A 22,519-nucleotide genomic window follows, 5' to 3' on the forward strand; every position below is an offset into this window, starting at 1 on the left:
CTTCCGGAGCCCGACAACCAGGCACCGGTCGCCGGCACACCAGGCGAACAGACTGTTGACCCCGAAACGGGTTCCGTCACCGGATCTCTGGGCTTCACCGACCCCGACGGCGACGAACTGACCTACACCGCCACCGATCCCACCAACGGCTCGGTCACCATCGACGCCCAGGCCGGCACCTTCACCTACACCCCGGCCACCCGACCCGAGGCCGGTGAGCCCGACGGCGCCGACGCCTTCACCGTCACCGCCACCGACCCCGACGGCCTGTCCGCGATGACCACCATCAACGTCCCCGTGGTCGCACTGCCCGAACCCGACAACCAGGCACCGGTGGCCACTGGTGACGCGGCCACCGTGACTGAAAACAGCACGGCCAATGTCATCGACGTCCTCGCGAATGACACCGATGCCGACGGCGACTCGTTGACCGTCACGGCGGTCAGCACTCCCACCCACGGCACAGCCGCGGTCAGCAGTGACGGGTTGTCGGTCACCTACACCCCGGACGCCGACTTCAACGGATCCGACACCTTCACCTACACCGTCACCGACACCGCAGGCGACACCGGCACAGCCACCGTGTCGATCACCGTCACCGCCGTCAACGACGGGCCGCCCGTTCTGGTGGGACTCAACGAGATCCCGGGCGACCCGGCACGGCAGCCGCAGATCGGCCCCAACGGCACCGCCTACCAGGTCGTCGTGTTCGGCTTCGGTACCTCCGACCAACACACCTCGGTCTACGCGGTGAATTCGGACGGGTCGGTGGACCTGAACAACCCGGTGGTCGACATGGCCCCCGGAGGCCCGGACAGCCGATTGGCCTTCGCCCCAGAGCGCTACGCGTACCAAACCACCTTCGATTACATCAACCAAGTGGGCAACGTACTGGTGATCGATCTGGAGAACCCGGGCTCGTACGTGAGAGTCCCGGTGGGCAGCGACCGACTCTTCGATTCCGAACTATCCGTCAGTCCCGACGGCACGGCATATGTGCTTCCGAGCAACACCTTCTCGCCGACGCTGACCATCATCGATCCGGAAGACCCGACTGCCACCGCGCCTGTGGTACTGACAGGTGTCACCCCCGAGGGCCCCGTCGTGTTCAACCAACTCGATGGAACGCCATATGTGGCAGTTGAGCTCAACGACCCCGACATGGTGCAGCTGTACCAGATCGACATCGCATCCCCCGAAGATCCGCTCACCCTGGTTGCCGAGAGCACGGGGCAACTCGCCAACGACGGTGTGGTCGCAGGCCCCGACGGTGCGGTCTACGTCACAATTCCAACGGTCTCCACCGACGGTATGAGTTTTGTCACGCACGTGGTGATGATCGACCCGGACAATCCCGGTACGCCGGTTCAGTTCGACCTCGACGGCACCACGGTGCTGAGCGTGGTCATCGGTCCGGACGGGACTGCCTACCAAGCGGTGGAGGAAATCACGAGCGACGGCGTCGACCCCAGCACGATCGCCGCCACGACTCGGATCAGCGTCCTCGACCCGGCCAACGCCGACAACCCGGTGACCGTCGAGATACCCGGCCAGCTGGGCCAACAGATGGTGGTGGGATCGAACGGCACGATCTACGGGCTGGTCACTGTCACGGACTTCAGCGGTTTCCCAAACACCGTCACCACCTACCAGCTGGTCGCGATCGATCCCGAAAACCCCTCGGCTGCCGTCACTGTCGATCTGGAGGGAGAACCCACCGACTTCGCGGTGGGCGAGGACGGTCGGGCCTCCGTCATCTCGCAAACCGAGGCCGAGGTCGGCGGTGAAACCGTCTACACCACGCACGTGAGGATCATCGACCCGAGCAGTCCGGCCAACCCGACCCTCGTCGACCTCGCCGGCAATGCGGTCGATATTGCGGTCAACCCCGACGGCTACGTGTTCGTCAACACGGAGACGTTGGAGGCCGTCGGCTTCGTCACCCATCTGAGTGTCATCGACCCGGACAACGCGGCGGATCCGGTCCCGGCCACCTATGACATCGACGGTCCCTCGTCGTTCCAAGCCGGTGCGGTCGTGGGCCCAGATGGAACGGTGTATCTCTCCACCGTCGGTCCCGACATCAACACGGAGACCACCAACGTCGCTGTGATCGGCTCAGGCTCCGTCGTATAGACCATGTCAACCGCGTAGAACGCGTTCCTTCGACGGCGACATTGCGCCCAGGGTTGCACCGGACGACTGGTCACGACCCTGGGCGCATTCTCGGCGCACTGCTATCTCGGCGCCCGAGGCAGGCGCCGCACGCTACTCGATCTGCTCCACGTCGTCGGGCTCGGCTTCGATCACCGGGGCCTCGTCGGCTTCCTGCGCCTCTTCCTCGGCGACCGGGTCATCGGCGAGCAGCACCCGCACCGCACTGTTCAGGAACGCCAGCACCGGCACGGCCAGCAGCGCGCCGACGATGCCGGCCAGCACGGCCCCACCGGCGATCGCGAGCACGATGGCCAGCGGATGGATCGACACCGCGCGGCCCATCACCAGCGGCTGCAGCACGTGGCCTTCAAGCTGCTGCACGGCGATGATCAAACCCAGCGTGATCAGGGCGTAGATCCAGCCCTTGGCGATCAGCGCGACGATGACGGCCAGGAACCCGGTGACCACCGCGCCGACCAGCGGCACGAACGCGCCCATGAACACCAGCGACGCGAGCGGCAGCGCCAGCGGGACACCCATGATCGCCAGGCCGAGCCCGATGCCGGTCGCATCCACCGCCGCCACCAGGAACGTGGCCCGGACGTAGCCGATCAACGTGTGGAACCCGGCGCGGCCGGCGTTGCGCACGCGTGCGCGCACCCCGGTCGGGACGACGCCGGTGACGAACGTGAAGATGTTGCGGCCGCCGTACAGCAGGAAGATCAGCGTGAACAGCATCAGCAGCGCACCGGTGACGATCTCGGTGACGGTCGCTGCGGTGGACACGGCCCCGCTGGTCAACCGTTCCTGGTTGTCGCGCAGCGCCTCCAGCGCCGAATCGCGGAACTGGTTGATCTGCTGCTCGCTGACCTTCAGCGGTCCGTCGGTCAGCCAGGCGCCGACACCCTCGATGCTGGTCGAAACCTGGCCCGCCAATGCCGGCACGCCCTCGATGAACTGGGTGATGACGAACGCCAGCAGGCCACCGAACACCGCGAACCCGCTGAGCAGCACCAGCGCGACCGCACCGCTGCGCGGCGCACCCCTGCGGTCCAGGAAGTCGACGACGGGCATGAGCAGCGCCGCCACGATCGTGGCCAGCGCAACCGGGACGAACAGGATCTCCAACCGCAGGATCAACCATCCCAGCGCCACAACCGCAGCCAGGATGATCAGCAGCCGCCACGCCCACGCAGCGGTTTTGCGCACCAGCGGGGTCACCGACTCGTCGGCGAGCGGATCGAGGGAGGGTCCTGCGGACATCCCGGTAGCGTAACGGGCACGCGGGTCTCACCCGCCGATCTGCGGAAACCGTTGACCCACGCCTTACCCTTACTTGCGTGTCACACGACGCTCCAGCGAGCGGCAGCCCGGCAGGGGCCGCCAACCCGGAGCGCAGCCGCGGCAAGTACTGGTGGCTGCGCTGGGCGCTGATCGCGCTGGCACTGGTGGTGCTGACCGTCGAATTGGCGCTGGTGCACGACCAGTTGGCCAAGGCATGGAAGAGCGTGTATTCCGCCAACTGGATGTGGGTGCTGGCCGCGGTGGTGGCGGCGATGGCGTCGATGCACAGCTTCGCCCAGATCCAGCGCACACTGCTGCGCTCGGCGGGGGTGCACGTGCACCAGTGGCGCTCCGAGGCGGCGTTCTACGCCGGCAACGCCCTGTCCACCACCATGCCGGGTGGGCCGGTGCTGTCGGCGACGTTCATCTACCGCCAGCAGCGGATGTGGGGCGCCTCGCCCGTGGTGGCGTCCTGGCAGCTGGTCATGTCGGGCGCACTGCAGGTCATCGGTCTGGCGCTGCTCGGCCTGGGCGGGGCGTTCATGTTGGGGGCGAGCAAGAATCCGCTGTCGCTGATCTTCTCGCTCGGCGGTTTCGTCGCGCTGATCCTGCTCGCGCAGGCCGTGGCGAGCCGCCCGGAGCTCATCGACGGCATCGGGGTGCGCCTGCTGTCCTGGTTCAACTCGGTGCGCGGCAAGCCCGCCGACACCGGGCTGACGAAATGGCGTGCCACCCTGGTGCAACTCGAGTCGGTGCAACTGGGTCGTCGTGACCTCGGGGAGGCGTTCAGCTGGTCGCTGTTCAACTGGGTCGCCGACGTCGGGTGCCTGCTGTTCGCCTGTTACGCCACCGGCGGGCACCCCTCGGTGGCGGGAGTGACGGTCGCCTATGCGGCGGCCAGGGCGGTCGGCTCGATCCCGTTGATGCCCGGTGGGTTGCTGGTCGTCGAGGCGGTGCTGGTCCCCGGTCTGGTGTCGAGCGGCATGTCGCTGGCCTCGGCGATCTCGGCCATGCTGATCTACCGGCTGGTCAGTTGGATCTTCATCGCCGCGATCGGCTGGGTGGTGTTCCTGATCATGTTCCGCACCGAGAAGGACCTCGACCCCGACCGAGATCCCGCCGACCCCGAGGCAACGCCGATGCGTTCCACCGACACCCATCTACCGTTGCTGTTCAGCCCCGATCCCGAGGCGCCCCATCCACCGGGTCAGCCCGGTCCCTAGCGAAAGAGTCGCCGCAGCATGCAGATTCGTCCGTTGATCGTCGCTGCGTCGCTGGCGACGCTGATGCTGTGCGCAGCCTGCGCCACCGATCCGGAAACGAAGAACGCCGGGACCACCGCGCAGGCCACCCCGCCACCGCCTGCCGCGGCTGACTCGACGCCGCCACCTCTGCCCGGTCCCGCGGTCCTGACTCCGGTGGTGGGCCGGGTGCTGGCGGCCCCGATCCCGGTACCTGCCACCGACGGCAAGACCCATCTGGCCTACGAGCTGGTGTTGACCAACACCACACCCCAGGACGTCACGCTGACCGGGGTGGACGTGCGCGCCGGTGACCGGACCCTGCTCAGCCTGCCGGGTGAGCGGCTCACCTATTGGACCAGGCTGGCGGGAAACCCGGTCCCCACCACGACTCTCGGGCCCGCCCAGACCGGCTACGTGTGGCTGGATGTGGCGGTGGACCCCGACGAAGCCGTCCCCGCGGAACTCAGCCACACCGTGGCGATCTCGGTGACCGATCCGTCGCCCCCGCTGATCCCCGCCTCGCTCACCGAGAACATCGCCCCGGTCACGGTGCAGACCCGCCAACCCATCTCGATCGCACCACCGTTGAAGGGGCCCAACTGGCTCGACGGCGACAGCTGCTGCGACATGTCCGCACACCGCACGGCACTGAACCCCCTCGACGGCGAGATCTGGGCCGCCGAGCGGTTCGCCATCGACTACGTGCAACTGGGTCCGGACGGCCGGCTGTTCACCGGTGACGAAGCGCAACTGGACAGCTACCCCTACGTGGGATCGGACGTGGTGGCCGTCGGCGAGGGACCGGTGGTGTCGGTCGTCGACGGCCTGCCCGAACAGGTTCCGGGTTCCGCGCCGACCGACTTGCCGCTCGAGGAGTACGGCGGCAACCATGTCGTCCAGGACCTCGGTGGCGGCAACTATGCGTTCTACGCCCACCTGCAGACGGGCTCGGTGCAAGTTCAGCCCGGTGACCACCTGAGCACCGGACAAGTGTTGGGCGCGTTGGGAAACAGCGGCAACTCCGACGCCCCACACCTGCACTTCCACGTCATGAGCACCCCGGATCCGCTGCGGTCCAACGGGTTGCCGTTCGTGTTCACCGACTTCCGGCTGGATTCCCGCTCCACCGGCGACCTGGACGCGCTGCTGGAGGGCAAGCCCGCCGAGCTCGAGCCGGGATTCGCTCCGCGGGACGAGAGCGGCACCAGCCCATTGGTTTACGATGTGATGACCTATGCCGAAAGCTGACCGTTCCACCGCCGTCAAGGCGCTCGCCGCCGATGCGGTGTGTGTCGTGGTGTTCTGCACGATCGGCCGGCGCAGCCACGCCGAGGGGCTGACGGTGGCCGGAATCGCCGAGACGGCATGGCCGTTCCTGGCGGGTACCGCGGTCGGCTGGCTGCTGGCGCAGGCCTGGCGCCGTCCGATCGCCGTGGTGCCCACCGGCCTGGCGGTGTGGTTGGCCACGGTCGTCGTCGGCATGCTGCTGCGCAAGGCCACCGGGCAGGGCACCGCCACCAGCTTCATCGTCGTGGCGTCGTTGACGACCGCCGTACTGCTGCTCGGCTGGCGTGCCGGCGCACGCGCGTTGAGCCGCCGCTGAGCGCGCCGCGCTCAGATTTGTCTCGGCGCGCCGCGCTCAGATTTGTCTCGGCGCGCCGCGCTCAGAAATCCTTCGGCACCCCCGCCCACAATGTGTCGACGCCCGGCGCTCAGATCTCGTTCGGGGGCGTCCACGATTCGTTCGGCGCCGTGGACACGGTGAGCGTCGCCCTCAGCCCGCCCAGCGGGCTGTCGGACAGCTCGATGGTGCCGCCGTGCAGCGCGGCCTGCTGCGCCACCAACGCCAACCCCAGCCCCGAGCCACCGGGGGCGGCGTTGCTGCCCCGGGAGAAGCGCCCCAGCACGGTTTCGTGTTCGTCGGCGGGCAGTCCCCGACCGTTGTCGTCGACGACGATCGTCACCACCCCGTCGTGGCGGTGTGACGACAACACGATGCGGCTCGCCTGGCCGTGGGTCACCGCATTGCGCACCAGGTTGTCGACGGCCAACCGGAGCCCGCTGGGCCAGCCCAGCAGGGTGCCGAGATCGTCGTCGAGCACCACGTCGATCTGCACCTGGTTGGCGCCGCGCATGTTCTCCCGCGCCACCCGGTCCAGCATGTCGGTCAGGTCGATCACCTCGCGGTCCTCGACCTGGGCCAGTTGCCCCGACGCGAGTTGGCCGAGCGCGGTGATGATGCCCTCGACGCGGCGCTGCGCGCGGGACAGGTCGGCGACCACCTCGTCGCGTTCGTCGTCGGGCAGGTTGTGGATGCGCAGTGTGTCGAGGTCGGCGCGCATCGCCGTCAGCGGGGTGCGCAGCTCGTGGGCGGCGTTGGCGGCGAAGTCCTGGGCCGCCTGCAGCGAGTTCGTGGTGGCCCGTTGCGCGGCGGCCAACCGGCTGAGCATCGCGCTCATGGCCTCCGAGAGATCCTCGGCCTCGCGCACGCCGTGCACCGCGGGGATGTCCTCGGCGTCCTTGCCCAGCCTCTTGGTGTTCTCGGTCAGCTTGCGCAGCGGCCGGATCGCCGGGCCGGCCAGCAGCCAACCCAGCCCCGCGGCAATCAACACCGTCATCACGCCGACCGCGATGTAGAGCGGGACGCGGGCCCGATTGAGGAGGATGCTGTCGGCGCGGATGCCGATGGACATCAGCAGGCCGCCGTCCTGCTCCACCGGCACCGTACGCACGCGGTACTCGACGCCGTTGACGAACGCGGTCTCGGTTCCCGGGGGCAGCGGCGGAAGCTGGAAGCCGCGCTGGAACACCACCTGACCCGAGGTGCGGTCCCGGCCGGTGGTGAGCACGCCGCGGCGCGGGTCGGACAATTCCTCGGGAAACATGCTGGCGTCGACGATCGCGTCGAGCCGGCGGTCGAGCTGGGTGGCGTCGTTGTTGGCCAGCACGACCGACGTCAGAATCGTGAACGCCGCGACCACCGCCGCGGCGGCCGCGGCAGAGGCGATGGCCACCCGCGTGCGCAGCGAGGCCGACCGCAGGAACCGGGGAAGCTTCGGACGTGTCACCAACAGATCGGGTTCTTACGGATCTTCTCGCAGCACGTACCCGATTCCACGCACCGTGTGGATCACCCGTGGCAGTCCGTCGCGTTCCAGTTTGCGCCGCAGATAGGACACGAACACGTCGGCGACGTTGGTGTCGACGTCGAAGTCGTAGCCCCACACCAGCTCGAGCAGGCGTTGCCTGCTCAACACCACGCCGGCGTTCTCGGCCAGCGCGGCCAGCAGGTCGAACTCCCGCTTGGTGAGCTCGACCCGCTCCCCGGCGACGAATACCAACCGCCGCGCGGTGTCGATGGTCAGCGAACCCACGGTCAGGGTGTCCGACCCGGGGTCGGAATGGTGTGCCCGGCGCAGCAGCGCATGCAGCCGGGCCACCAGCTCACCGAGGTCGAACGGCTTGGTCAGATAGTCGTCGGCGCCGGCCTCGAGACCGGCGATGCGGTCGTTGACGGTGTCACGGGCCGACAGCACGCAGATCGGGATGTCGTTGCCCAGCGCGCGCAACGCGGTGACCACGGCGACACCGTCGAGTTCGGGCATCTGCACGTCGAGCACCAGCGCATCGTGCGGTTCGCTGGACAACAACCGCAGCGCCTCCCGGCCCGTGGCCGCCACGCGAACGTCGAAGCCCGAATGCCGCAGACCCCGGGCTACCGAGGTCCGGACATCCGGGTCGTCGTCGACCATCAACACTGTCCGACCCGCACCGTCCTGGATGGACAGCTCCCCCTCACGAGCGGGCGGAGCATCCACCCTGTCGCGCACCGGCGGCTATTCGGGCATGTCCGGGTCGCCGGCATCCGCGAACGCGTAGCCGCACCGGTTCTTGATGTCGACCAGCGGCTGGCGGATCGCGGTCAGCTCGTCGCGCTCCTGCGGATGGGAGTTCATGTAGTCCATCACCCGGGTCTTGATCTCCTCACGCGGCAGCCCGTGCAGGCTGGTGAAGAAGTCGTTCACGTCCGGATGGGTGAACAGGTAGGCCGACGACGCGGCCGACACACCGGAAGCCACGCCGGCGAAGTCGGCGGCGGTGCAGTTCGGCGGGGCGGGCTGAGCGGACGCCGCGGGCAGGACGCCGAACAGCGTCGCACCGAGGGCACCTGCACCCAGGGCGCCCGCGACCGCGCGGCGCACCGTAGGGGCCGAGAACAACATGGGGGCTCCTTCGTCAAGAGGTAGACAAGACCGGACCCGTGTCGGGCCCCGGTCAGGACCATCCTAGAAATGTAAACAGAACATCTGCCGACTTTCCCGCCAAGCGGGCGTTTAATCGCCGATTGGACCTCACCGCGGGCGGGTCAGGACATCGCGGTGGGCTCTGGAAGCGCCGCCGCGCCGCGTGCCCCAAGACACCGCGCCGTGCATGCCCTACGACACCGCGCCACGCGTCCCCGACACCGGGCCGCGTGCCTCCGACGCGGGGGCCGTCTCCGCGCCAACGTTCTGCGTGGCCGGAAGCTGGGCGGGCGGGCCCTGGCCCTGGCCCTGGCCCTGGCCCTGCTGGACGCTCTGCAGCAGACCCAGCATCTGCGGCAATGTCACCGGCAGCCGGCAGCGGCCCGACAGCGTCGCCAACGGCTGCTGCAGTCGCTGCATGTCGGTGGCCACCTCGGGGTTGGAGTCGAAGTACGCCTTGAGCATCGCCACCGACTGCGGCCCGGGCGGCTGCTGCGAGATCGCGGTCAGCGCCTGATCGGTCTCGGGATGGGCGGCGAGGTAGACGCCGGTGTTGGTGGCGACCGCGCCGACCGTCTTGGCGACCGAGCTGGCAGCGCACGGATCGGGTGCCGCCCCGGCTGCCGGACCGGTCACCAGCGCCAGCGTGATTACGCCACCGGCGGCGACGGCGCCCAGCGCAGTCCGCACGAACGGTGCGACGAAGGTCTTCGGTGCGTCCATCATGTCTCCCATCAGCTCGCCGACACGCTGAGGTGCCGCGGGCTCGCTGCGATCAGTAGCAAAGGATCCCCGACGCGATACTTCCCGCGCACATCCTGCCATCTGCGGCGCCGCGCTCGCCAACCGGCGAGCCCAGCGGCCAAGGTGGCAGCCGGATAAAGGTTCTCTAACCGGTCGGTCGAGGGCGAGTCACCCTACAGCAAGCTGCTGTACGCTCTCGCTACGAAACGCCGGGGAGAAAGCGGGGAGATCCCATCCAGCAGTTCATGATGCGCGTGAGCAGCAACCTGCGCAGGTTCCGCTGGGCGGTGTTCGCGGTCTGGATCCTTCTCCTGGTGCCCTCGGTGCACCTCGCACTCAACCAGTCCGGCAACCTCACCGGCGGCGGCTTTGAGGTCGAAGGCTCCCAGTCGCTGTATGTGCAGCGGCAGCTCGAGGCCCAGTTCCCCGACCAGGGGGCGTCTCCGTTGGCTCTGGTGGCCGACCCGCGCCCGGACGCGTCGTTCGACGACATGAACGAGGCGGTGGCGTTCCTCGAACGGGTCGCCGCCGAGGTGCCCAGCGTCACGGTCATGCCGAACCCGCAGCAGCCGCCGCCCCAGCCCGACCGCCCGTACGTCCTGACCCTGCAGATCAGCTTCGACAACACCGGCGCGGTCGACGTGGCCAACCAATTGCGCGAGAAGGTCGGCATCGACGGCGAGGACGCCGGCGAGATGGACAACGGCAAGGTCCGGCTCTACGTCATCGGACAGGGCGCCCTGGGCGCCGCCGCGACGCTGGCCACCAAGAACGACATCGCGCAGGCCGAGAAGTGGAATTTCCCGATCGTCCTGCTCATCCTGCTGGCGGTGTTCGGGTCGCTGGCCGCCGCCGCGATGCCGCTGCTGCTGGGTATCTGCACCGTCGCGGTGACAATGGGCCTGGTCTTCCTGTTGTCGATGCACATGACGATGTCGGTGTTCGTCACCTCGACGGTGTCGATGTTCGGCATCGCGGTCGCCATCGACTACTCGCTGTTCATCCTGATGCGCTTCCGCGAGGAGCTCCGCGCCGGGCGGGAACCCCAGGACGCCGCCGACGCCGCGATGGCCACCTCCGGCCTGGCCGTGGTGCTGTCGGGGTTGACGGTCATCGCGTCGGTCACCGGGCTGTATCTGATCAACACGCCGGTGCTGCAGTCGATGGCCACCGGCGCGATCCTGGCCGTCGCGGTCGCGGTGCTGACGTCGACGACGCTGACCCCGGCTGTCCTGGCCACCTTCGGCCGCCGCGCCGCCAAGCGGTCGTCGTACCTGCACTGGGGTCGACAGGTGGAGGCAACCCAGTCGAGGTTCTGGACCCGGTGGACGGGCTGGGTGATGCGCCGGCCGTGGGCCTCGGCCCTGGCCGCCGCGGCGCTGCTGCTGACGCTGGCCGCGCCGGCGTTCTCGATGACGCTGGGCAACAGCATGCAACGACAGTTCGACCCGACCCACGAGATCCGCGGCGGGGTCAACGCGGCCGCGGTCGCGCTGGGCCCCGGCGCTCTCGGGCCGGTCCGGGTGTTGGTCACCTTCCCCGACGGCAACGCCGCCTCGGCGCCCGCCAAGGAGCCCCTGCTGAACGCGGTGCGGCAGAAGATGACCGAGGCGCCCAACGTCGTGTCGGTGACCCCGGCGGCGTTCGGCAACGACTACCGCAGCGCACTGCTGTCTGCGGTGCTGTCGGTGGATCCGGAGGAGATGGGGGCACGCGACACCGTCGACTGGATGCGCGAGCAGCTCCCGCCGGTGGCCGAGGGTCAGGCCCTGGTGAACGTCGGAGGCCCGACGGCGCTGATCAAGGACTTCGACGACCGGGTCGCGAAGACCCAGCCGCTGGTGTTCGGATTCGTCGCGCTGATCGCGTTCGTCATGCTGCTGATCTCGATCCGGTCGGTGTTCCTGGCGCTCAAGGGCGTGCTGATGACGGTGCTGTCGGTGGCCGCGGCATACGGCAGCCTGGTGGTCGTCTTCCAGTGGGGTTGGCTCTCGGATCTGGGCTTCAAACAGCTCTCGTCGCTGGACAGCACCATCCCGCCGCTGGTGCTGGCGCTGACGTTTGGCCTGTCGATGGATTACGAGATCTTCCTGCTCACCCGGATCCGGGAGCGGTTCCTGCAGACCGGCAACACCCGCGACGCCGTGGCCTACGGCGTGAGCACCAGCGCCCGCACGATCACCAGCGCCGCGTTGATCATGATCGCGGTGTTCATCGGATTCGCGTTCTCCGGCATGCCGCTGGTCGCGCAGCTGGGTGTGGCGTCGGCCGTCGCGATCGCGGTGGACGCCACGGTGGTGCGGCTGGTGTTGGTGCCGGCGCTGATGGCGATGTTCGACGAGTGGAACTGGTGGCTGCCGCGCTGGCTGGACCGGATTCTGCCGTCGGTGGACTTCGAGAAGCCGCTGCCCAAGGCCGACATCGGCGACCTGGTCATCATCCCCGACGACATCTCCGCGCTGGCACCGTCGGGCGCGGATCTGCGCACCGTCGTGAAATCGGCCGCCAAGCTGAAAACGCTGGCACCGCAAGCAATCACCGTCGCCGATCCGCTGGCGTTCTCGGGGTGCCAGCCGTGCGCGAAGTCGATGGGCGGCAGGCTGGTGGAGAAGCGGACCCCGGTCGCGGTCGGCAACCGGGCCCACGGCAAGACCGTCGCCGTCAAGCTGCCCAAGCATCCGGTGACGATGTGGCGGGGCCGCCTCGACGTCGCACTCGATGCGCTGGCCGTGCAGGCCGGCGGTCCGGACGGCGGGTCCCCGCTGCAGCGCACCGACCCGATGGAGACCACCAACGTGTTGCTGCCCACCGGTGACCGGTTGCAGATCCCCACCGGCGCCGAGACGCTGCGGTTGAAGAGTTTCCTGATCATGGCGCGCAACAACGCCCGCGACTACACCGAGCTGGCCGACCTCGTCGACACCATGGACACGCAGACCGCTGCGGAAGTGCTCACCGGCATGGACCGGTATTACTCTGGTCCACCGGCAGGCGCTCAGCGGGCCAACACCCTCAACGGGCACTGGGTGGCGACCCAGCTGGTGCGCAGGCTGGCCGATCCGCAACCGTCCGACGGGCCCGATTTCACCCGGGAGGGCTCCGAGGCGGAGTGGGCTCGGGTCCGGCAGCGGTGCCTGACCGTAGCAGTGGCGATGCTGGAGGAGGCGAGGTGACGGTGACCGGGGAGGTACGGGGATCGAACCGTGACGCGGCTTCCCCACCGCCGGTGGACACCCGGCCCGTCGAGTTCTGGCCCACGGCAGCCATCCGCGCCGCGCTGGAGAACGACGACCTGAGCGTGTGGCAGCGCATCGTGGTCGCGATCAAGCGCGATCCGTACGGCCGCACCGCCCGCCAGGTCGAGGAGGTCCTCGAAACAGCACGGCCCTACGGGGTGTCCCGCGCGATGTCGGAGGTGCTGGTGCGTACCCGCGAGCACCTCGAGGCCAACGAGTGCGCCGAGGTGGCCAAACACGTGCATCTGCTGTTGGAGCGCTCCGGCCTCGGTGAGCAGGAGTTCGCCTCGCGCATCGGGGTGCCCGCCGAGGACTTCGCCACCTATCTGCAGGGCAGCGTCAGCCCGCCGGCCTCGCTGATGATCCGGATGGGCCGGCTGTCCGACCGGTTCGCCCGGATGCGGGCCCAACGCGCCGACCAGTGACGTTTCTGCTGATCCCGGGTGCGGGCGGCAGCGCCTGGTACTGGCACCGCGTCGTCGCCCTGCTCGAACAGCACGGTGAGCGGGCGGTCGCGGTCGATCTGCCCGCCGACGACGACGATGCCGACCTGATCACCTACGCCGACATCGCCTCGACCGCGGTGTTGGACGCCGACGGGCCGCTGACCGTGGTCGGGCAGTCGATGGGAGCGCTGACCGCGCCGATCGTCGCCGAGCGCCTTCCGACGGCGGCGCTGGTGTTGCTCAACCCGATGGTGCCGCGCCCCGGCGAATCGCCGGGTCAGTGGTGGGCAACCACCGGTCAGCAGGCCGCGCAGGTCGCCTACTTCCGCGAGATCGGGCTGGGCCGGGAGGAATTCGACTTCGTCGAGGACTTCTTCCACGACGTCCCCGCCGAGGTACGAGCCGAGGCCGAGAAGCATCCCGAGCCGGAGCAGTCCGAGACGCCGTTCGCGGGGCCGTGGCCGCTGCCCGACTGGCCCGACGTGCCGACGCGGGTGCTGGCCGGCCGCGAGGACCGGTTGTTCCCGCTGGAGTTCCAGCGCCGGGTCACCCGGGAGCGGCTCGGCCTCGAGGTCGAGGTGATCCCCGGTGGTCATCTGGCGGCGCTGAGCCATCCCGATGAGGTGGCGACTCGCCTTCTGCGCGCGGAATAGCATTCCTGGTCGTGCTCGGGCCCGCGGGCGCAGCCCTGGCTTCTCGCTCGCGATCAGCGGTTGTGGATGGGTGAGACGTCCTGCACCAGCCAGCGGCCGTCGGTCTCGCCCAGCGTGACGCGCAACGCCAGCACGGCGGTGTCCGGCGGCTGACCGGGTGAGTTCTGGGTGCCGCGCAGGATGACCGCCACGCTGGCGGCCCTGGGGCCGATCGCCTCCACCCCCGCCGAGACGGTGCTGGCCTGGGCCGACACATTGCGCCCCGCCATGTCCTCGGCGACCTTGGCGAATTCGCTTCGGAACCGGTCGGCCGCGTCGGGCGTCATCATGCTCACCGCGCGGTCGATGGAGGCGGTGGGGTTCTGCGGGGTGAACGTGGCCGAGGCCTCGGCCACGCTGCTGGCGATGCCGGTCACCGCCGCGGAGTCGGCCTCCAATGCCCGGTCCGGCTTCGTCCACTGCAGATAGCCCACCGCGACCGCCGCGACGAGCGCCCCGGTCGCCGTCGCGACCACCGCCAACCGCAGTCCCGGGCCTTCGTCGTCGGTGCCGACGGTCACCCTGTCGCGGCGGGCCAGCACGAAGTCGACCACGACCGCCTGCACGACCAGCAGGCACAGCACCGAGCACACCGACACCCACCACAGCGGCCAGCGCAGCGCGACACCGATGTAGATCAGGGCGGCCAGGACAGCGACCGGCGCCAGCACATCGAAGGCGGCAACCCGTAGACGGTTCCTCATCGGATCGGCTCCAGCCGCGAGATCAACATCTCGCCGTCGACCTCGGAGACGTCCAGGCGCAGGTTCCACCGCACCGTCTGCGGCGCGTCGGACCCGGCGTTGTCGCTGACCGAGGTCGCCACCACCATCACGGTGTCGGTGCGATCCGCCAGCCCCTCCAGATCGCTGCGCGGCTCCCGCGGCGGGGCGCCGGGCGGATCGTGGTGGATCGTCTCCAGGGCCACCGAGTCCACCAGGCCGGAGGTCCGGGAGTCGAGGGTCTGCACAAGGCGGCGAAACGGCGCCATGGTGGCCTCGAAATCGACGTTGAGCTGCCCCACCGTGCCCTCGTGCAGGGTGGTGAGGTCCTGGTCGATGGTCTCCGGGGACATGTTGATCAGCACGCCGGTCCATGCCGCGGCGGCCTGCAGGGCGCGCGAACGGTAGTCCAGTTCCTCCTCGTGTGCGTGGTGCCGCGTCCAGATCACCGTGGCCAGAACGACTGCGACGACCGCCACCACTCCGAGCACGGCCGAGGCGATTCCGTAACCGGTGAAGACGCGGTCGGCCTGCACGTTCCGGTCCGGCTCGGGGGCGGGTTCCTGCTCGTCGTCGGGCATGCGCGTGAGGGTACCGCGACATTTCTGGAAGGATGTCGGGGTGACGGTAGAAGCAACATCGAACAAGTCGAATCTCGTTTCCGGAATCGATCTGCGCTACGTCGATGACTCGGCCCGACCGCAGGATGACCTCTTCGGCCACGTCAACGGTCGCTGGCTGGCCGACTATCAGATCCCGCCCGACCGAGCCACCGACGGTGCCTTCCGCACGCTGTACGACCGCGCCGAGGAGCAGATCCGCGACCTGATCAACGGAGCCGCCTCGGCGGCGACATCAGGCAACGGAGCCGCCCCGGCGGCGACATCAGGCACCGAAGCGGCGGCGACATCGGAAACCGACGAGCAGCGCATCGGCGACCTGTACGCCAGCTTCATGGACGAGCAGACGGTGCGGGAACGCGGGCTGTCCCCGCTGCTGGAGGAACTGGCCGCGATCGACGCGGCCAGCACCACCGACGAGCTGACCGCGGTGCTGGCGTCATTGCAGCGCACCGGCATCGGCGGCGGCACCGGCATGTACGTCGACACCGACTCCAAGAACTCCAGCCGCTACCTGCTTCATCTGAGCCAGTCCGGCATCGGCCTGCCCGACGAGTCCTATTTCCGCGACGAGCAGCACGCCGAAATCCTGGCCGCCTACCCCGGCCACATCGCGGCGATGTTCGCGCTGGCCCTGGGCGGGTCGGCCGACGATCATGCGGGCACCGCCGCGAGCATCGTCGCGCTGGAGACCAAGATCGCCGCCGCGCACTGGGATGTGGTCAAGCGCCGCGACGCCGAACTGACCTACAACCTGCGCACCTTCGCCGAGCTCGTGGACCAGGCGCCCGGCTTCGACTGGACCGGCTGGTTCGCCGGGCTGGGCATCACCGACGAGCAGGCCGCCGAGCTGGTGGTCCGCCAACCCGACTACCTGACCGCGTTCGCGCAGCTGTGGGCCGACGAGGATCTCGAGACCTGGAAGAACTGGCTGCGCTGGCGCCTGATCCACGCGCGGGCCTTCCTGCTGCCGGATGAGCTGGTGGCCGAGGACTTTGCGTTCTACGGCCGGCTGCTGTCCGGGACCGAGCAGATCCGCGAGCGGTGGAAGCGCGGGGTGTCGGTGGTGGAGAACCTGATGGGTGACGCACTGGGCCGGATGTATGTCGAGCGGCACTTCCCGCCGGCCGCGAAGGCGCGGATGGACGAACTGGTGGCCAACCTGCGCGAGGCCTACCGGGTGAGCATCAACGAGTTGGACTGGATGACCCCGCAGACCCGGGAGAAGGCTCTGGTCAAGCTCGACAAGTTCACCGCCAAGATCGGCTATCCCGAAAAGTGGCGGGACTATTCGGCGCTCGTGATCGCCCGCGACGACCTGTACGGGAACTACCGGCGCGGTTACGCCGTCGAGTACGCCCGCGAGCTGGCCAAGCTCGGCGGGCCGGTGGACCGCGACGAATGGTTCATGACGCCGCAGACCGTCAACGCGTACTACAACCCGGGCATGAACGAAATCGTCTTCCCGGCGGCGATTCTGCAGCCGCCGTTCTTCGACGCCGACGCCGACGACGCGGCCAACTATGGCGGCATCGGGGCCGTCATCGGGCACGAGATCGGGCACGGCTTCGACGATCAGGGCGCCAAGTACGACGGTGACGGCAACCTGGTGGACTGGTGGACCGACGACGATCGCGCCGAGTTCGGGGTCCGCACCAAGGCGCTGATCGAGCAGTTCGAGAAGTTCGTGCCGCGTGGCCTTGCCGAGTCGCATCACGTCAACGGCGCGTTCACCGTGGGCGAGAACATCGGCGACCTCGGTGGGTTGTCCATCGCTCTGCTGGCCTACAAGCTGTCGCTCCAGGGCCGGCCGGCGCCGGTGATCGACGGATTGACCGGGGAGCAGCGCGTCTTCTTCGGGTGGGCGCAGGTGTGGCGCACCAAATCCCGAGAGGCCGAGGCGATCCGCCGGCTGGCGGTGGATCCGCACTCGCCGCCGGAGTTCCGGTGCAACGGCGTCGTCCGCAACATGGACGCGTTCTATGAGGCGTTCGACGTCAGCGACTCCGACGAGCTCTACCTGGCTCCGGATCAGCGCGTGCACATCTGGAACTAGTGGCGTGCGGCCAGATACGGCCGCACCGCCACCAGGTACCCGACGAGCACCGCCAGCGGCGCCGCCATCGGAAGCCATGGCAGTGTGGCGGGCATCGCGACCGCCACGGTGCCGGCCGCGGTGAACCCGACCGCCGACGCCATCGTCGGTGCCGTCGGGTTGGTGTGGCGCAGCACCAGATACGCGGCGGCGGACAGGCCGGCCAGTGCGGTGAACATCTCCGCCGGCCCGTCCAGCGCGATGGTCAGCACCGTCAACAGCACCGCGACGCTGCTCGCCGGCCGCCACCAGGCCGACCAGGCGACCGCGACCACGGCCGCCGCCGCGACGAACACGGCGGATCCGTCGGTGCGGTACGCCGCGGCGCCGACCATCAACACGCCGAACACCAACGGCAGCACTCTGCTTGCGGCGGTGGTCACCGGCGCCTCCGATCCGGCACCAGCGTCATCGCCTGATCCAGGGTGGTGCCGGCGGGCCAACTGATGATGTCGACCCCCACCGTGGCCATGTCGCGGTACATGAACGAGCGTTGCATCGTCCACATCCGGTCCACCAGCGGATCCCGCTCCCCCTGAATCGGGCTGCCCTCCAGCACATCCACTGCCACCACGGTGTGCCCGCGCTTGCGTAGATCGATCAACGCGAGCGCGAACTCGGTGTCCAGCAGGGTCGAGAACGCGATGATGATCGCCCCGGTGGGGACGGCGGCCCGGGGCGTGAGCGTTCCGGAAGCGGTTTCGTAGGTGTCACCGGCACCGAGCATGGTGTCGAGGATCCGGTAGAACTGACGCTGTCCGATATCGGCTCCCAGCCAGCGGGTTCGGCGCTGCCCCAGAGCAACCAGGCCTGCCCGGTCCCCGTACCGCAGTGCGCTCTGCACCACCTGCGCCGCCCCGCGCGCGGTGCGTTCCATCGCCTCGGTCGCCGGGCCGGGCGGCTGCGGATAGGTGTCGAAGAGCACGACCACGTCAGCCGCGCGATCGGTCAACCGCTCGGTGACGTGCAGGGCACCGCGACGTGCGCTGACCGGCCAGTTGACCGAACGCAGGAGATCGCCGGGGACGTAGGGACGGATGTCGGCGTACTCGACACCGGGGCCATGGTGGCGGGTGAGGTGGGTGCCCAACCTGTCGAGCAGTTCGGTGCGCGGAACAGCGGTGGATTGCGGTGGCGCCACGGGGAATACACACACCTCGGCGGCATCGACGGCGCCGACGCCCTCCAGCAGTCCACCGCGGCCGGGCCCCCGTACGGCAGCGCGGATCGGGTAGCGGCCCCATCGTGAGGCACGAGCGTCGACGATCCCGGGTGCCGCAGTCTCCAGCTGCATTCCTGCCGGGGCGGAGCACGTCAGCGCGACGGGCGCGCCGTCGTCCGTGGCGGCGGTGACGATCACGCGCACCGCCTCGTCTTCGAAACACCGGTGCAGTGGCGGTTGCGCCTGCACCGTCACCGTCGGTGGACGACGCTGCCACCCGATCGAACACAACACGCCGAGCAGGGGTGCGGCGAACACCACGAGGTCGGCGCGGCCGGTGAGCACTGCACCGCCCAGTGCGGCGGCCGCGCACGTCGCGATCGCGAGCGTCAATGATGACGCACGCCAATGTAGTTCGACCTCGGTCATCGGTCGGCGCGGGGTACCGGTGTGCGACGCAGCAGGTCTTCGACGACATCGGTGCCCTGGACGCGCCGGACCCACATCTCGGGGCGCAGGCTGATCCGGTGCGCCATGGTGGGGACTGCCAGTGCCTTGACGTCCTCGGGGATTACGTAGTCGCGTCCCTGGAGCAACGCGTGGGCGCGGGCCAGCTGCACCAGATCGAGTTCGGCACGCGGGCTGGCGCCGACGGCGACCTGTGGATGGGACCGGCTCGCGGCCGCCAGTGCGACCACGTACTGCAGGACGTCGTCGTGCACCGACACCTGCTCGACGGATTCCTGCATGGCGAGCAGATCGTGCACGTCGACCACCCGCTGCACCGACGGCGGCGCCGAGCCGCGGTCCAGACGCCGCCGCAACATCGTGGCCTCTTCCTGTTCCGAGAGGTACTTGAGCTCCAGCCGCACCGAGAAGCGGTCCAGTTGCGCCTCGGGCAGCGGATAGGTGCCCTCGTATTCGATCGGGTTGTCGGTGGCCAGCACCAGGAACGGTTCCGGCAGACGATGTGTCACACCGTCGATGCTGACCTGCCGCTCTGCCATGGCCTCCAGCAGCGCCGCCTGCGTCTTGGGTGGGGTCCGGTTGATCTCGTCGCCCAGGAGGAGGTTGGTGAACACGGGCCCGCGACGGAATTCGAAGCGGCCCGACTGCATGTCGTAGATGGTGGAGCCCAGCAGGTCTGCAGGAAGCAGGTCGGGCGTGAACTGCACACGGGTGAACTCCAGGCCGAGGGCAGCCGCGAAAGACTTGGCGATCAACGTCTTTCCCAGCCCGGGCAGGTCCTCGATCAGCATGTGGCCGCGGGCCAGCATCGTGGTGAGGATCAGGCTCAGCGCCCGGCGCTTGCCGACGACGGCACGGCCGATCTCGTCGAGAACGGCTTCACACTGGGCGGTCGTGGCCGCCGGACCGGAACTGCGCGTCACAGCTTCGCCAACCGCACGAGTATGTCGTGGAGGACCTCGCGACCGGGCCCCGGTTCCCGCCCGCCGGTGCGAGAGATGTTCTGCGGGTCCACCCACTGCCACAACTCGTCGCCGAACACCATGCGTCCGGTCAGTTGATACACATTGGGGTCCTTGACTTTCCGATGTCCACCCGCGAGTTCGAACTGCCTGGCCAGCATCGGACGCAGACGTCGGTCCCAGTCTGCGCGCGACGACTCCGCCCACGAAATCAACGTTTCCGTACGGCCCCGCCACCGGCGAAGCGCCGCCTCGGCCTCGTCGCCGAGATCCTCCTCCTCGGCGTCACGGTCGGGCACGAGACGCCGGCGCAACGCCAGCAGAGCCACGACCAGGGCGGCCCCCGTCACCGTCAGCACGAGTTCACGCTCGAGCTGGGTGAACGCCAGGGCTTGCACGGCCAACACCAGAGCCACTGCTCCGACAACGAGTTTCATCACGGCGCACCGGCCAGCTCGCGTTGCACGAGTTGGAGGGCACGCACGGCCTCGGCCCGGTGCCCCTCGTCCATGATGTGTGCGCTGAACCGGGCCTCCTCGAAGAGGTCCACCAGTTCACCGGCGCTGCCCGAGCGCAACACCTGCGTGTCGATCGCCCGCGCCAGCACCTCAGTCGGCGTGTCGGAGTCCTGCGGGGACGCCCCCGGCGACTTCCCCAGTTCGCGTTCCATCGCCGCATAGCAGGCGATGATGGCCTGCCTGGGGTCACGGCTCAGGTCACCGATCTCGGCCAGCCCCAATTCGGCGGCCCGGGCCAGATCCGGATCGGCGGTCGGCGCCGATGGCTCGGGTTCGGGCGCCGAGGAGGCGGTGACGGTGGCTGGCCTGCGGCGGCCACGGATCGCGGCGACAACCGTGAGCACCACCAGCACCAGCGTCGTCCCCGCCAGGATCGCGAACATGTCGCTGCCGCCGTCGGGGGCGGGGTCGCGGCGCTCGGGCGCAGCGGTGTCGGTCGGCGGCGCGGCGTCGGTCGACAACGCCGGATCTGCTCCGGGCGCAGGCGGCGGTGGGTCGACCGGCGGCGCTGCCCAGCGCAGAAGCAGGTAGAGCGCCGTCAGCCAGATCAGCAGTGCCGCCGCGGCAAGCAGGAGCGGGCGCCAGGGCAGCCCGTATCCGCGGCCGTCGTTCGGCAGTTCCGTCCGGGCGGGTGCGGCCCGCCGGGGTGGGGGCCGTTTGAGCAGGGACAGCGCGATGACGGCCATCGACACCACCAACATGGCGACGACGGCGATCAGGCTGCCCGAACCCTCGGTGGCCTCCTGGGTCTCATCCGGCTGCGCGGCGCCGGGCAGATAGCCGCCCAAGGCGACGGTGGCCAGCAGAACCAGCACGATCACCGTGATCGTGCGCGCCACCGTCCTGCCGTCGCCGGGCATCGGCCCACCCTCGGATCCAGCACCGGCGGCCGGACGCCGTCGGCCTGTGCCCCATGGTGGCACGCGGCGGGCGCACCGCGCCGCAAAAGGATCAGGCGGTCAGAACATCTGCCAGTCGGAGCCACCATCGGGCTGGGTGTACCACCCGCCGTCGGTGTTCTTGATGACGACCGCGTCACCACTGCCGAAGTTCTCGTAGAACCACTTCGCGTTCGCGGGGCTGAGATTGATGCAGCCGTGGCTGACATTGCTCTCACCTTGCGAGCCGACCGACCACGGCGCGCTGTGCACGAAGATGCCGCTGTTGTCGATCCGCACCGCGTACTCGACGTCGAGCTTGTAGCCCTCGCCCGACGGGTCGTCGACGGGCACACCGTAGGTCGAGGAGTCCATCACGATCTCGTCGAACTTCTCCAGCACGTAGTAGGTGCCGTTCTTGGTCTCGTAACCGGACTTGCCCATCGAGACCGGGAAGGTCTTGACGAGCTCGCCGTCACGCATGACCTCCATCTGCTTGGTGTCGTTGTCGATCGTGGCGACCAGTTGCTCGGGGACGCTGAAACTCGACTTGGTGCCGCCCGCGTCGATGTTGACGACGGTGCCGGCCGGCCAGAAGTCCTGCGGACGCCAGCGCACCTGGGTGTCGCTGGTCCAGTAGAACCTGCCGGGCACCGGCGGGACGGACGAGATGTGGATCGCGTCCTCGGCCATCTGGCGGTCGGCGATGGGCCGCTGGAAGTTGATGTAGATCGGCTTCGCGGCGCCGACGATCGAGCCGTTGACCGGGTTGAACGACGGCGGCAGGAACACCGGCTCGCCGACGTAGGGGGTGGGGTTCTGCCCGGCCGGGGTGCCCGGCGGAATCGTCGAGGGCTGCGCGGCGGCCATCGGGCTGGCAGCCGCCGGCGGCGGCGGCGCGAACGGATTCGGCAGGACGAAGGGAGCCGGCGGAGGCGGCGCCGGGGCGGGCGGCGGTGGGGGCGGCGCCGGTTGTGCCAGCGCCGAGGGCGCTGTCAGCGCCAGACCCGCGAGCACGACCGCGGCGGTCATCGTGGCGAGCAGTCG

21 protein-coding genes are annotated in these 22,519 nt (G+C 69.1%); 8 read left to right on the forward strand and 13 right to left on the reverse strand.

Going from position 1 to position 22,519, the window contains the following annotated elements:
• A partial coding sequence (locus tag J3476_RS25090; RefSeq protein ID WP_207069023.1) for an Ig-like domain-containing protein occupies positions 1 to 2,136 on the forward strand: 2,136 nt, incomplete at its 5' end.
• A gap of 132 nt (positions 2,137 to 2,268) precedes the next feature.
• Here the strand turns inward: J3476_RS25090 and J3476_RS25095 are convergent.
• The gene (locus J3476_RS25095) at positions 2,269 to 3,420 is read right to left on the reverse strand and encodes an AI-2E family transporter (protein WP_207069024.1); all 1,152 of its coding nucleotides are present in this window, start codon (positions 3,418 to 3,420) and stop codon (positions 2,269 to 2,271) included.
• 77 nt (positions 3,421 to 3,497) lie between these two features.
• Between J3476_RS25095 and J3476_RS25100 the strand changes: the two genes are divergently transcribed.
• Genes J3476_RS25100 through J3476_RS25110 form a run of 3 tightly spaced genes read left to right on the forward strand, consistent with a single transcriptional unit; the run spans position 3,498 to position 6,288 of the window.
• The gene (locus J3476_RS25100) at positions 3,498 to 4,664 is read left to right on the forward strand and encodes a YbhN family protein (RefSeq protein ID WP_207069025.1); all 1,167 of its coding nucleotides are present in this window, start codon (positions 3,498 to 3,500) and stop codon (positions 4,662 to 4,664) included.
• A gap of 18 nt (positions 4,665 to 4,682) precedes the next feature.
• Entirely contained in the window at positions 4,683 to 5,933 is a 1,251-nt protein-coding gene (locus tag J3476_RS25105; RefSeq protein ID WP_207069026.1) for a M23 family metallopeptidase, read from the forward strand.
• The gene (locus J3476_RS25110; RefSeq protein WP_207069027.1) at positions 5,920 to 6,288 is read left to right on the forward strand and encodes a DUF3054 domain-containing protein; all 369 of its coding nucleotides are present in this window, start codon (positions 5,920 to 5,922) and stop codon (positions 6,286 to 6,288) included. Before J3476_RS25105 ends, J3476_RS25110 begins: the two co-directional genes overlap by 14 nt.
• 109 nt (positions 6,289 to 6,397) lie before the next feature.
• Here the strand turns inward: J3476_RS25110 and J3476_RS25115 are convergent, their stop codons facing one another.
• The 4 genes from J3476_RS25115 to J3476_RS25130 all read right to left on the reverse strand — a co-directional run bounded on the left by J3476_RS25115 (position 6,398) and on the right by J3476_RS25130 (position 9,652).
• The gene (locus J3476_RS25115) at positions 6,398 to 7,756 is read right to left on the reverse strand and encodes a sensor histidine kinase (RefSeq protein ID WP_373889115.1); all 1,359 of its coding nucleotides are present in this window, start codon (positions 7,754 to 7,756) and stop codon (positions 6,398 to 6,400) included.
• A gap of 12 nt (positions 7,757 to 7,768) precedes the next feature.
• Positions 7,769 to 8,437: a response regulator transcription factor gene (locus J3476_RS25120; RefSeq protein WP_173012153.1), complete on the reverse strand. Its 669-nt coding sequence runs from the start codon at positions 8,435 to 8,437 to the stop codon at positions 7,769 to 7,771.
• Positions 8,438 to 8,521: 84 nt separating this feature from the next.
• Complete coding sequence (locus J3476_RS25125) at positions 8,522 to 8,908, reverse strand: heme-binding protein (protein WP_207069029.1); 387 nt, start codon at positions 8,906 to 8,908, stop codon at positions 8,522 to 8,524.
• A gap of 213 nt (positions 8,909 to 9,121) precedes the next feature.
• Positions 9,122 to 9,652, reverse strand: coding sequence for a hemophore (locus J3476_RS25130; protein ID WP_207069030.1), 531 nt, complete (start codon positions 9,650 to 9,652; stop codon positions 9,122 to 9,124).
• A gap of 266 nt (positions 9,653 to 9,918) precedes the next feature.
• Between J3476_RS25130 and J3476_RS25135 the strand changes: the two genes are divergently transcribed.
• The 3 genes from J3476_RS25135 to J3476_RS25145 are packed head-to-tail and all read left to right on the forward strand — an operon-like array spanning position 9,919 to position 14,008.
• Complete coding sequence (locus J3476_RS25135; protein ID WP_207069031.1) at positions 9,919 to 12,846, forward strand: MMPL family transporter; 2,928 nt, start codon at positions 9,919 to 9,921, stop codon at positions 12,844 to 12,846.
• Positions 12,843 to 13,334: an XRE family transcriptional regulator gene (locus J3476_RS25140; RefSeq protein WP_152514981.1), complete on the forward strand. Its 492-nt coding sequence runs from the start codon at positions 12,843 to 12,845 to the stop codon at positions 13,332 to 13,334. Before J3476_RS25135 ends, J3476_RS25140 begins: the two co-directional genes overlap by 4 nt.
• Positions 13,331 to 14,008, forward strand: coding sequence for an alpha/beta fold hydrolase (locus J3476_RS25145; RefSeq protein ID WP_207069032.1), 678 nt, complete (start codon positions 13,331 to 13,333; stop codon positions 14,006 to 14,008). The genes J3476_RS25140 and J3476_RS25145 overlap by 4 nt, the downstream gene beginning before the upstream one ends.
• 53 nt (positions 14,009 to 14,061) lie before the next feature.
• Here J3476_RS25145 and J3476_RS25150 read toward each other — a convergent pair whose 3' ends face one another.
• On the reverse strand, positions 14,062 to 14,751 hold the full coding sequence (locus tag J3476_RS25150) for a hypothetical protein (protein ID WP_207069033.1): 690 nt from the start codon (positions 14,749 to 14,751) through the stop codon (positions 14,062 to 14,064).
• Positions 14,748 to 15,350, reverse strand: coding sequence for a hypothetical protein (locus J3476_RS25155; protein ID WP_207069034.1), 603 nt, complete (start codon positions 15,348 to 15,350; stop codon positions 14,748 to 14,750). The genes J3476_RS25150 and J3476_RS25155 overlap by 4 nt, the downstream gene beginning before the upstream one ends.
• Before the next feature lie 40 nt (positions 15,351 to 15,390).
• On the opposite strand from J3476_RS25155, the gene J3476_RS25160 reads away from it, so the two are divergent.
• A complete protein-coding gene (locus tag J3476_RS25160; protein ID WP_286183703.1) occupies positions 15,391 to 17,445 on the forward strand; it encodes a M13 family metallopeptidase in 2,055 nt (684 codons plus the stop codon).
• Here the strand turns inward: J3476_RS25160 and J3476_RS25165 are convergent.
• The 6 genes from J3476_RS25165 to J3476_RS25190 form a co-directional block, all read right to left on the reverse strand.
• Positions 17,442 to 17,819 carry a hypothetical protein gene (locus tag J3476_RS25165; protein ID WP_207069040.1) on the reverse strand — a complete coding sequence of 126 codons (378 nt, stop codon included), beginning with the start codon at positions 17,817 to 17,819 and terminating at the stop codon, positions 17,442 to 17,444. The genes J3476_RS25160 and J3476_RS25165 overlap by 4 nt on opposite strands.
• 44 nt (positions 17,820 to 17,863) lie before the next feature.
• The gene (locus tag J3476_RS25170; RefSeq protein WP_207069036.1) at positions 17,864 to 19,075 is read right to left on the reverse strand and encodes a DUF58 domain-containing protein; all 1,212 of its coding nucleotides are present in this window, start codon (positions 19,073 to 19,075) and stop codon (positions 17,864 to 17,866) included.
• Positions 19,072 to 20,037, reverse strand: coding sequence for a MoxR family ATPase (locus J3476_RS25175; RefSeq protein ID WP_207069037.1), 966 nt, complete (start codon positions 20,035 to 20,037; stop codon positions 19,072 to 19,074). The genes J3476_RS25170 and J3476_RS25175 overlap by 4 nt, the downstream gene beginning before the upstream one ends.
• Positions 20,034 to 20,516 carry a hypothetical protein gene (locus J3476_RS25180; protein ID WP_207069038.1) on the reverse strand — a complete coding sequence of 161 codons (483 nt, stop codon included), beginning with the start codon at positions 20,514 to 20,516 and terminating at the stop codon, positions 20,034 to 20,036. The genes J3476_RS25175 and J3476_RS25180 overlap by 4 nt, the downstream gene beginning before the upstream one ends.
• Complete coding sequence (locus tag J3476_RS25185; protein ID WP_207069039.1) at positions 20,513 to 21,454, reverse strand: DUF4129 domain-containing protein; 942 nt, start codon at positions 21,452 to 21,454, stop codon at positions 20,513 to 20,515. The genes J3476_RS25180 and J3476_RS25185 overlap by 4 nt, the downstream gene beginning before the upstream one ends.
• 99 nt (positions 21,455 to 21,553) lie before the next feature.
• Entirely contained in the window at positions 21,554 to 22,504 is a 951-nt protein-coding gene (locus tag J3476_RS25190) for a L,D-transpeptidase family protein (protein ID WP_373889116.1), read from the reverse strand.
• Between the last annotated feature and the right edge of the window lie 15 nt (positions 22,505 to 22,519).

This window comes from Mycobacterium sp. PO1, from assembly GCF_017312405.1.
Classification (GTDB): domain Bacteria; phylum Actinomycetota; class Actinomycetes; order Mycobacteriales; family Mycobacteriaceae; genus Mycobacterium.

Coding starts and splice junctions, on each gene's coding strand:
- J3476_RS25095 (WP_207069024.1), bottom strand. CDS start 3,420: ATGTCCGCAGGACCCTCCCTCGATCCGCTCGCCGACGAGTCGGTGACC.
- J3476_RS25105 (WP_207069026.1), top strand. CDS start 4,683: ATGCAGATTCGTCCGTTGATCGTCGCTGCGTCGCTGGCGACGCTGATG.
- J3476_RS25110 (WP_207069027.1), top strand. CDS start 5,920: ATGCCGAAAGCTGACCGTTCCACCGCCGTCAAGGCGCTCGCCGCCGAT.
- J3476_RS25120 (WP_173012153.1), bottom strand. CDS start 8,437: ATGGTCGACGACGACCCGGATGTCCGGACCTCGGTAGCCCGGGGTCTG.
- J3476_RS25125 (WP_207069029.1), bottom strand. CDS start 8,908: ATGTTGTTCTCGGCCCCTACGGTGCGCCGCGCGGTCGCGGGCGCCCTG.
- J3476_RS25130 (WP_207069030.1), bottom strand. CDS start 9,652: ATGGACGCACCGAAGACCTTCGTCGCACCGTTCGTGCGGACTGCGCTG.
- J3476_RS25135 (WP_207069031.1), top strand. CDS start 9,919: ATGATGCGCGTGAGCAGCAACCTGCGCAGGTTCCGCTGGGCGGTGTTC.
- J3476_RS25150 (WP_207069033.1), bottom strand. CDS start 14,751: ATGAGGAACCGTCTACGGGTTGCCGCCTTCGATGTGCTGGCGCCGGTC.
- J3476_RS25155 (WP_207069034.1), bottom strand. CDS start 15,350: ATGCCCGACGACGAGCAGGAACCCGCCCCCGAGCCGGACCGGAACGTG.
- J3476_RS25165 (WP_207069040.1), bottom strand. CDS start 17,819: ATGGTCGGCGCCGCGGCGTACCGCACCGACGGATCCGCCGTGTTCGTC.
- J3476_RS25170 (WP_207069036.1), bottom strand. CDS start 19,075: ATGACCGAGGTCGAACTACATTGGCGTGCGTCATCATTGACGCTCGCG.
- J3476_RS25185 (WP_207069039.1), bottom strand. CDS start 21,454: ATGCCCGGCGACGGCAGGACGGTGGCGCGCACGATCACGGTGATCGTG.
- J3476_RS25190 (WP_373889116.1), bottom strand. CDS start 22,504: ATGACCGCCGCGGTCGTGCTCGCGGGTCTGGCGCTGACAGCGCCCTCG.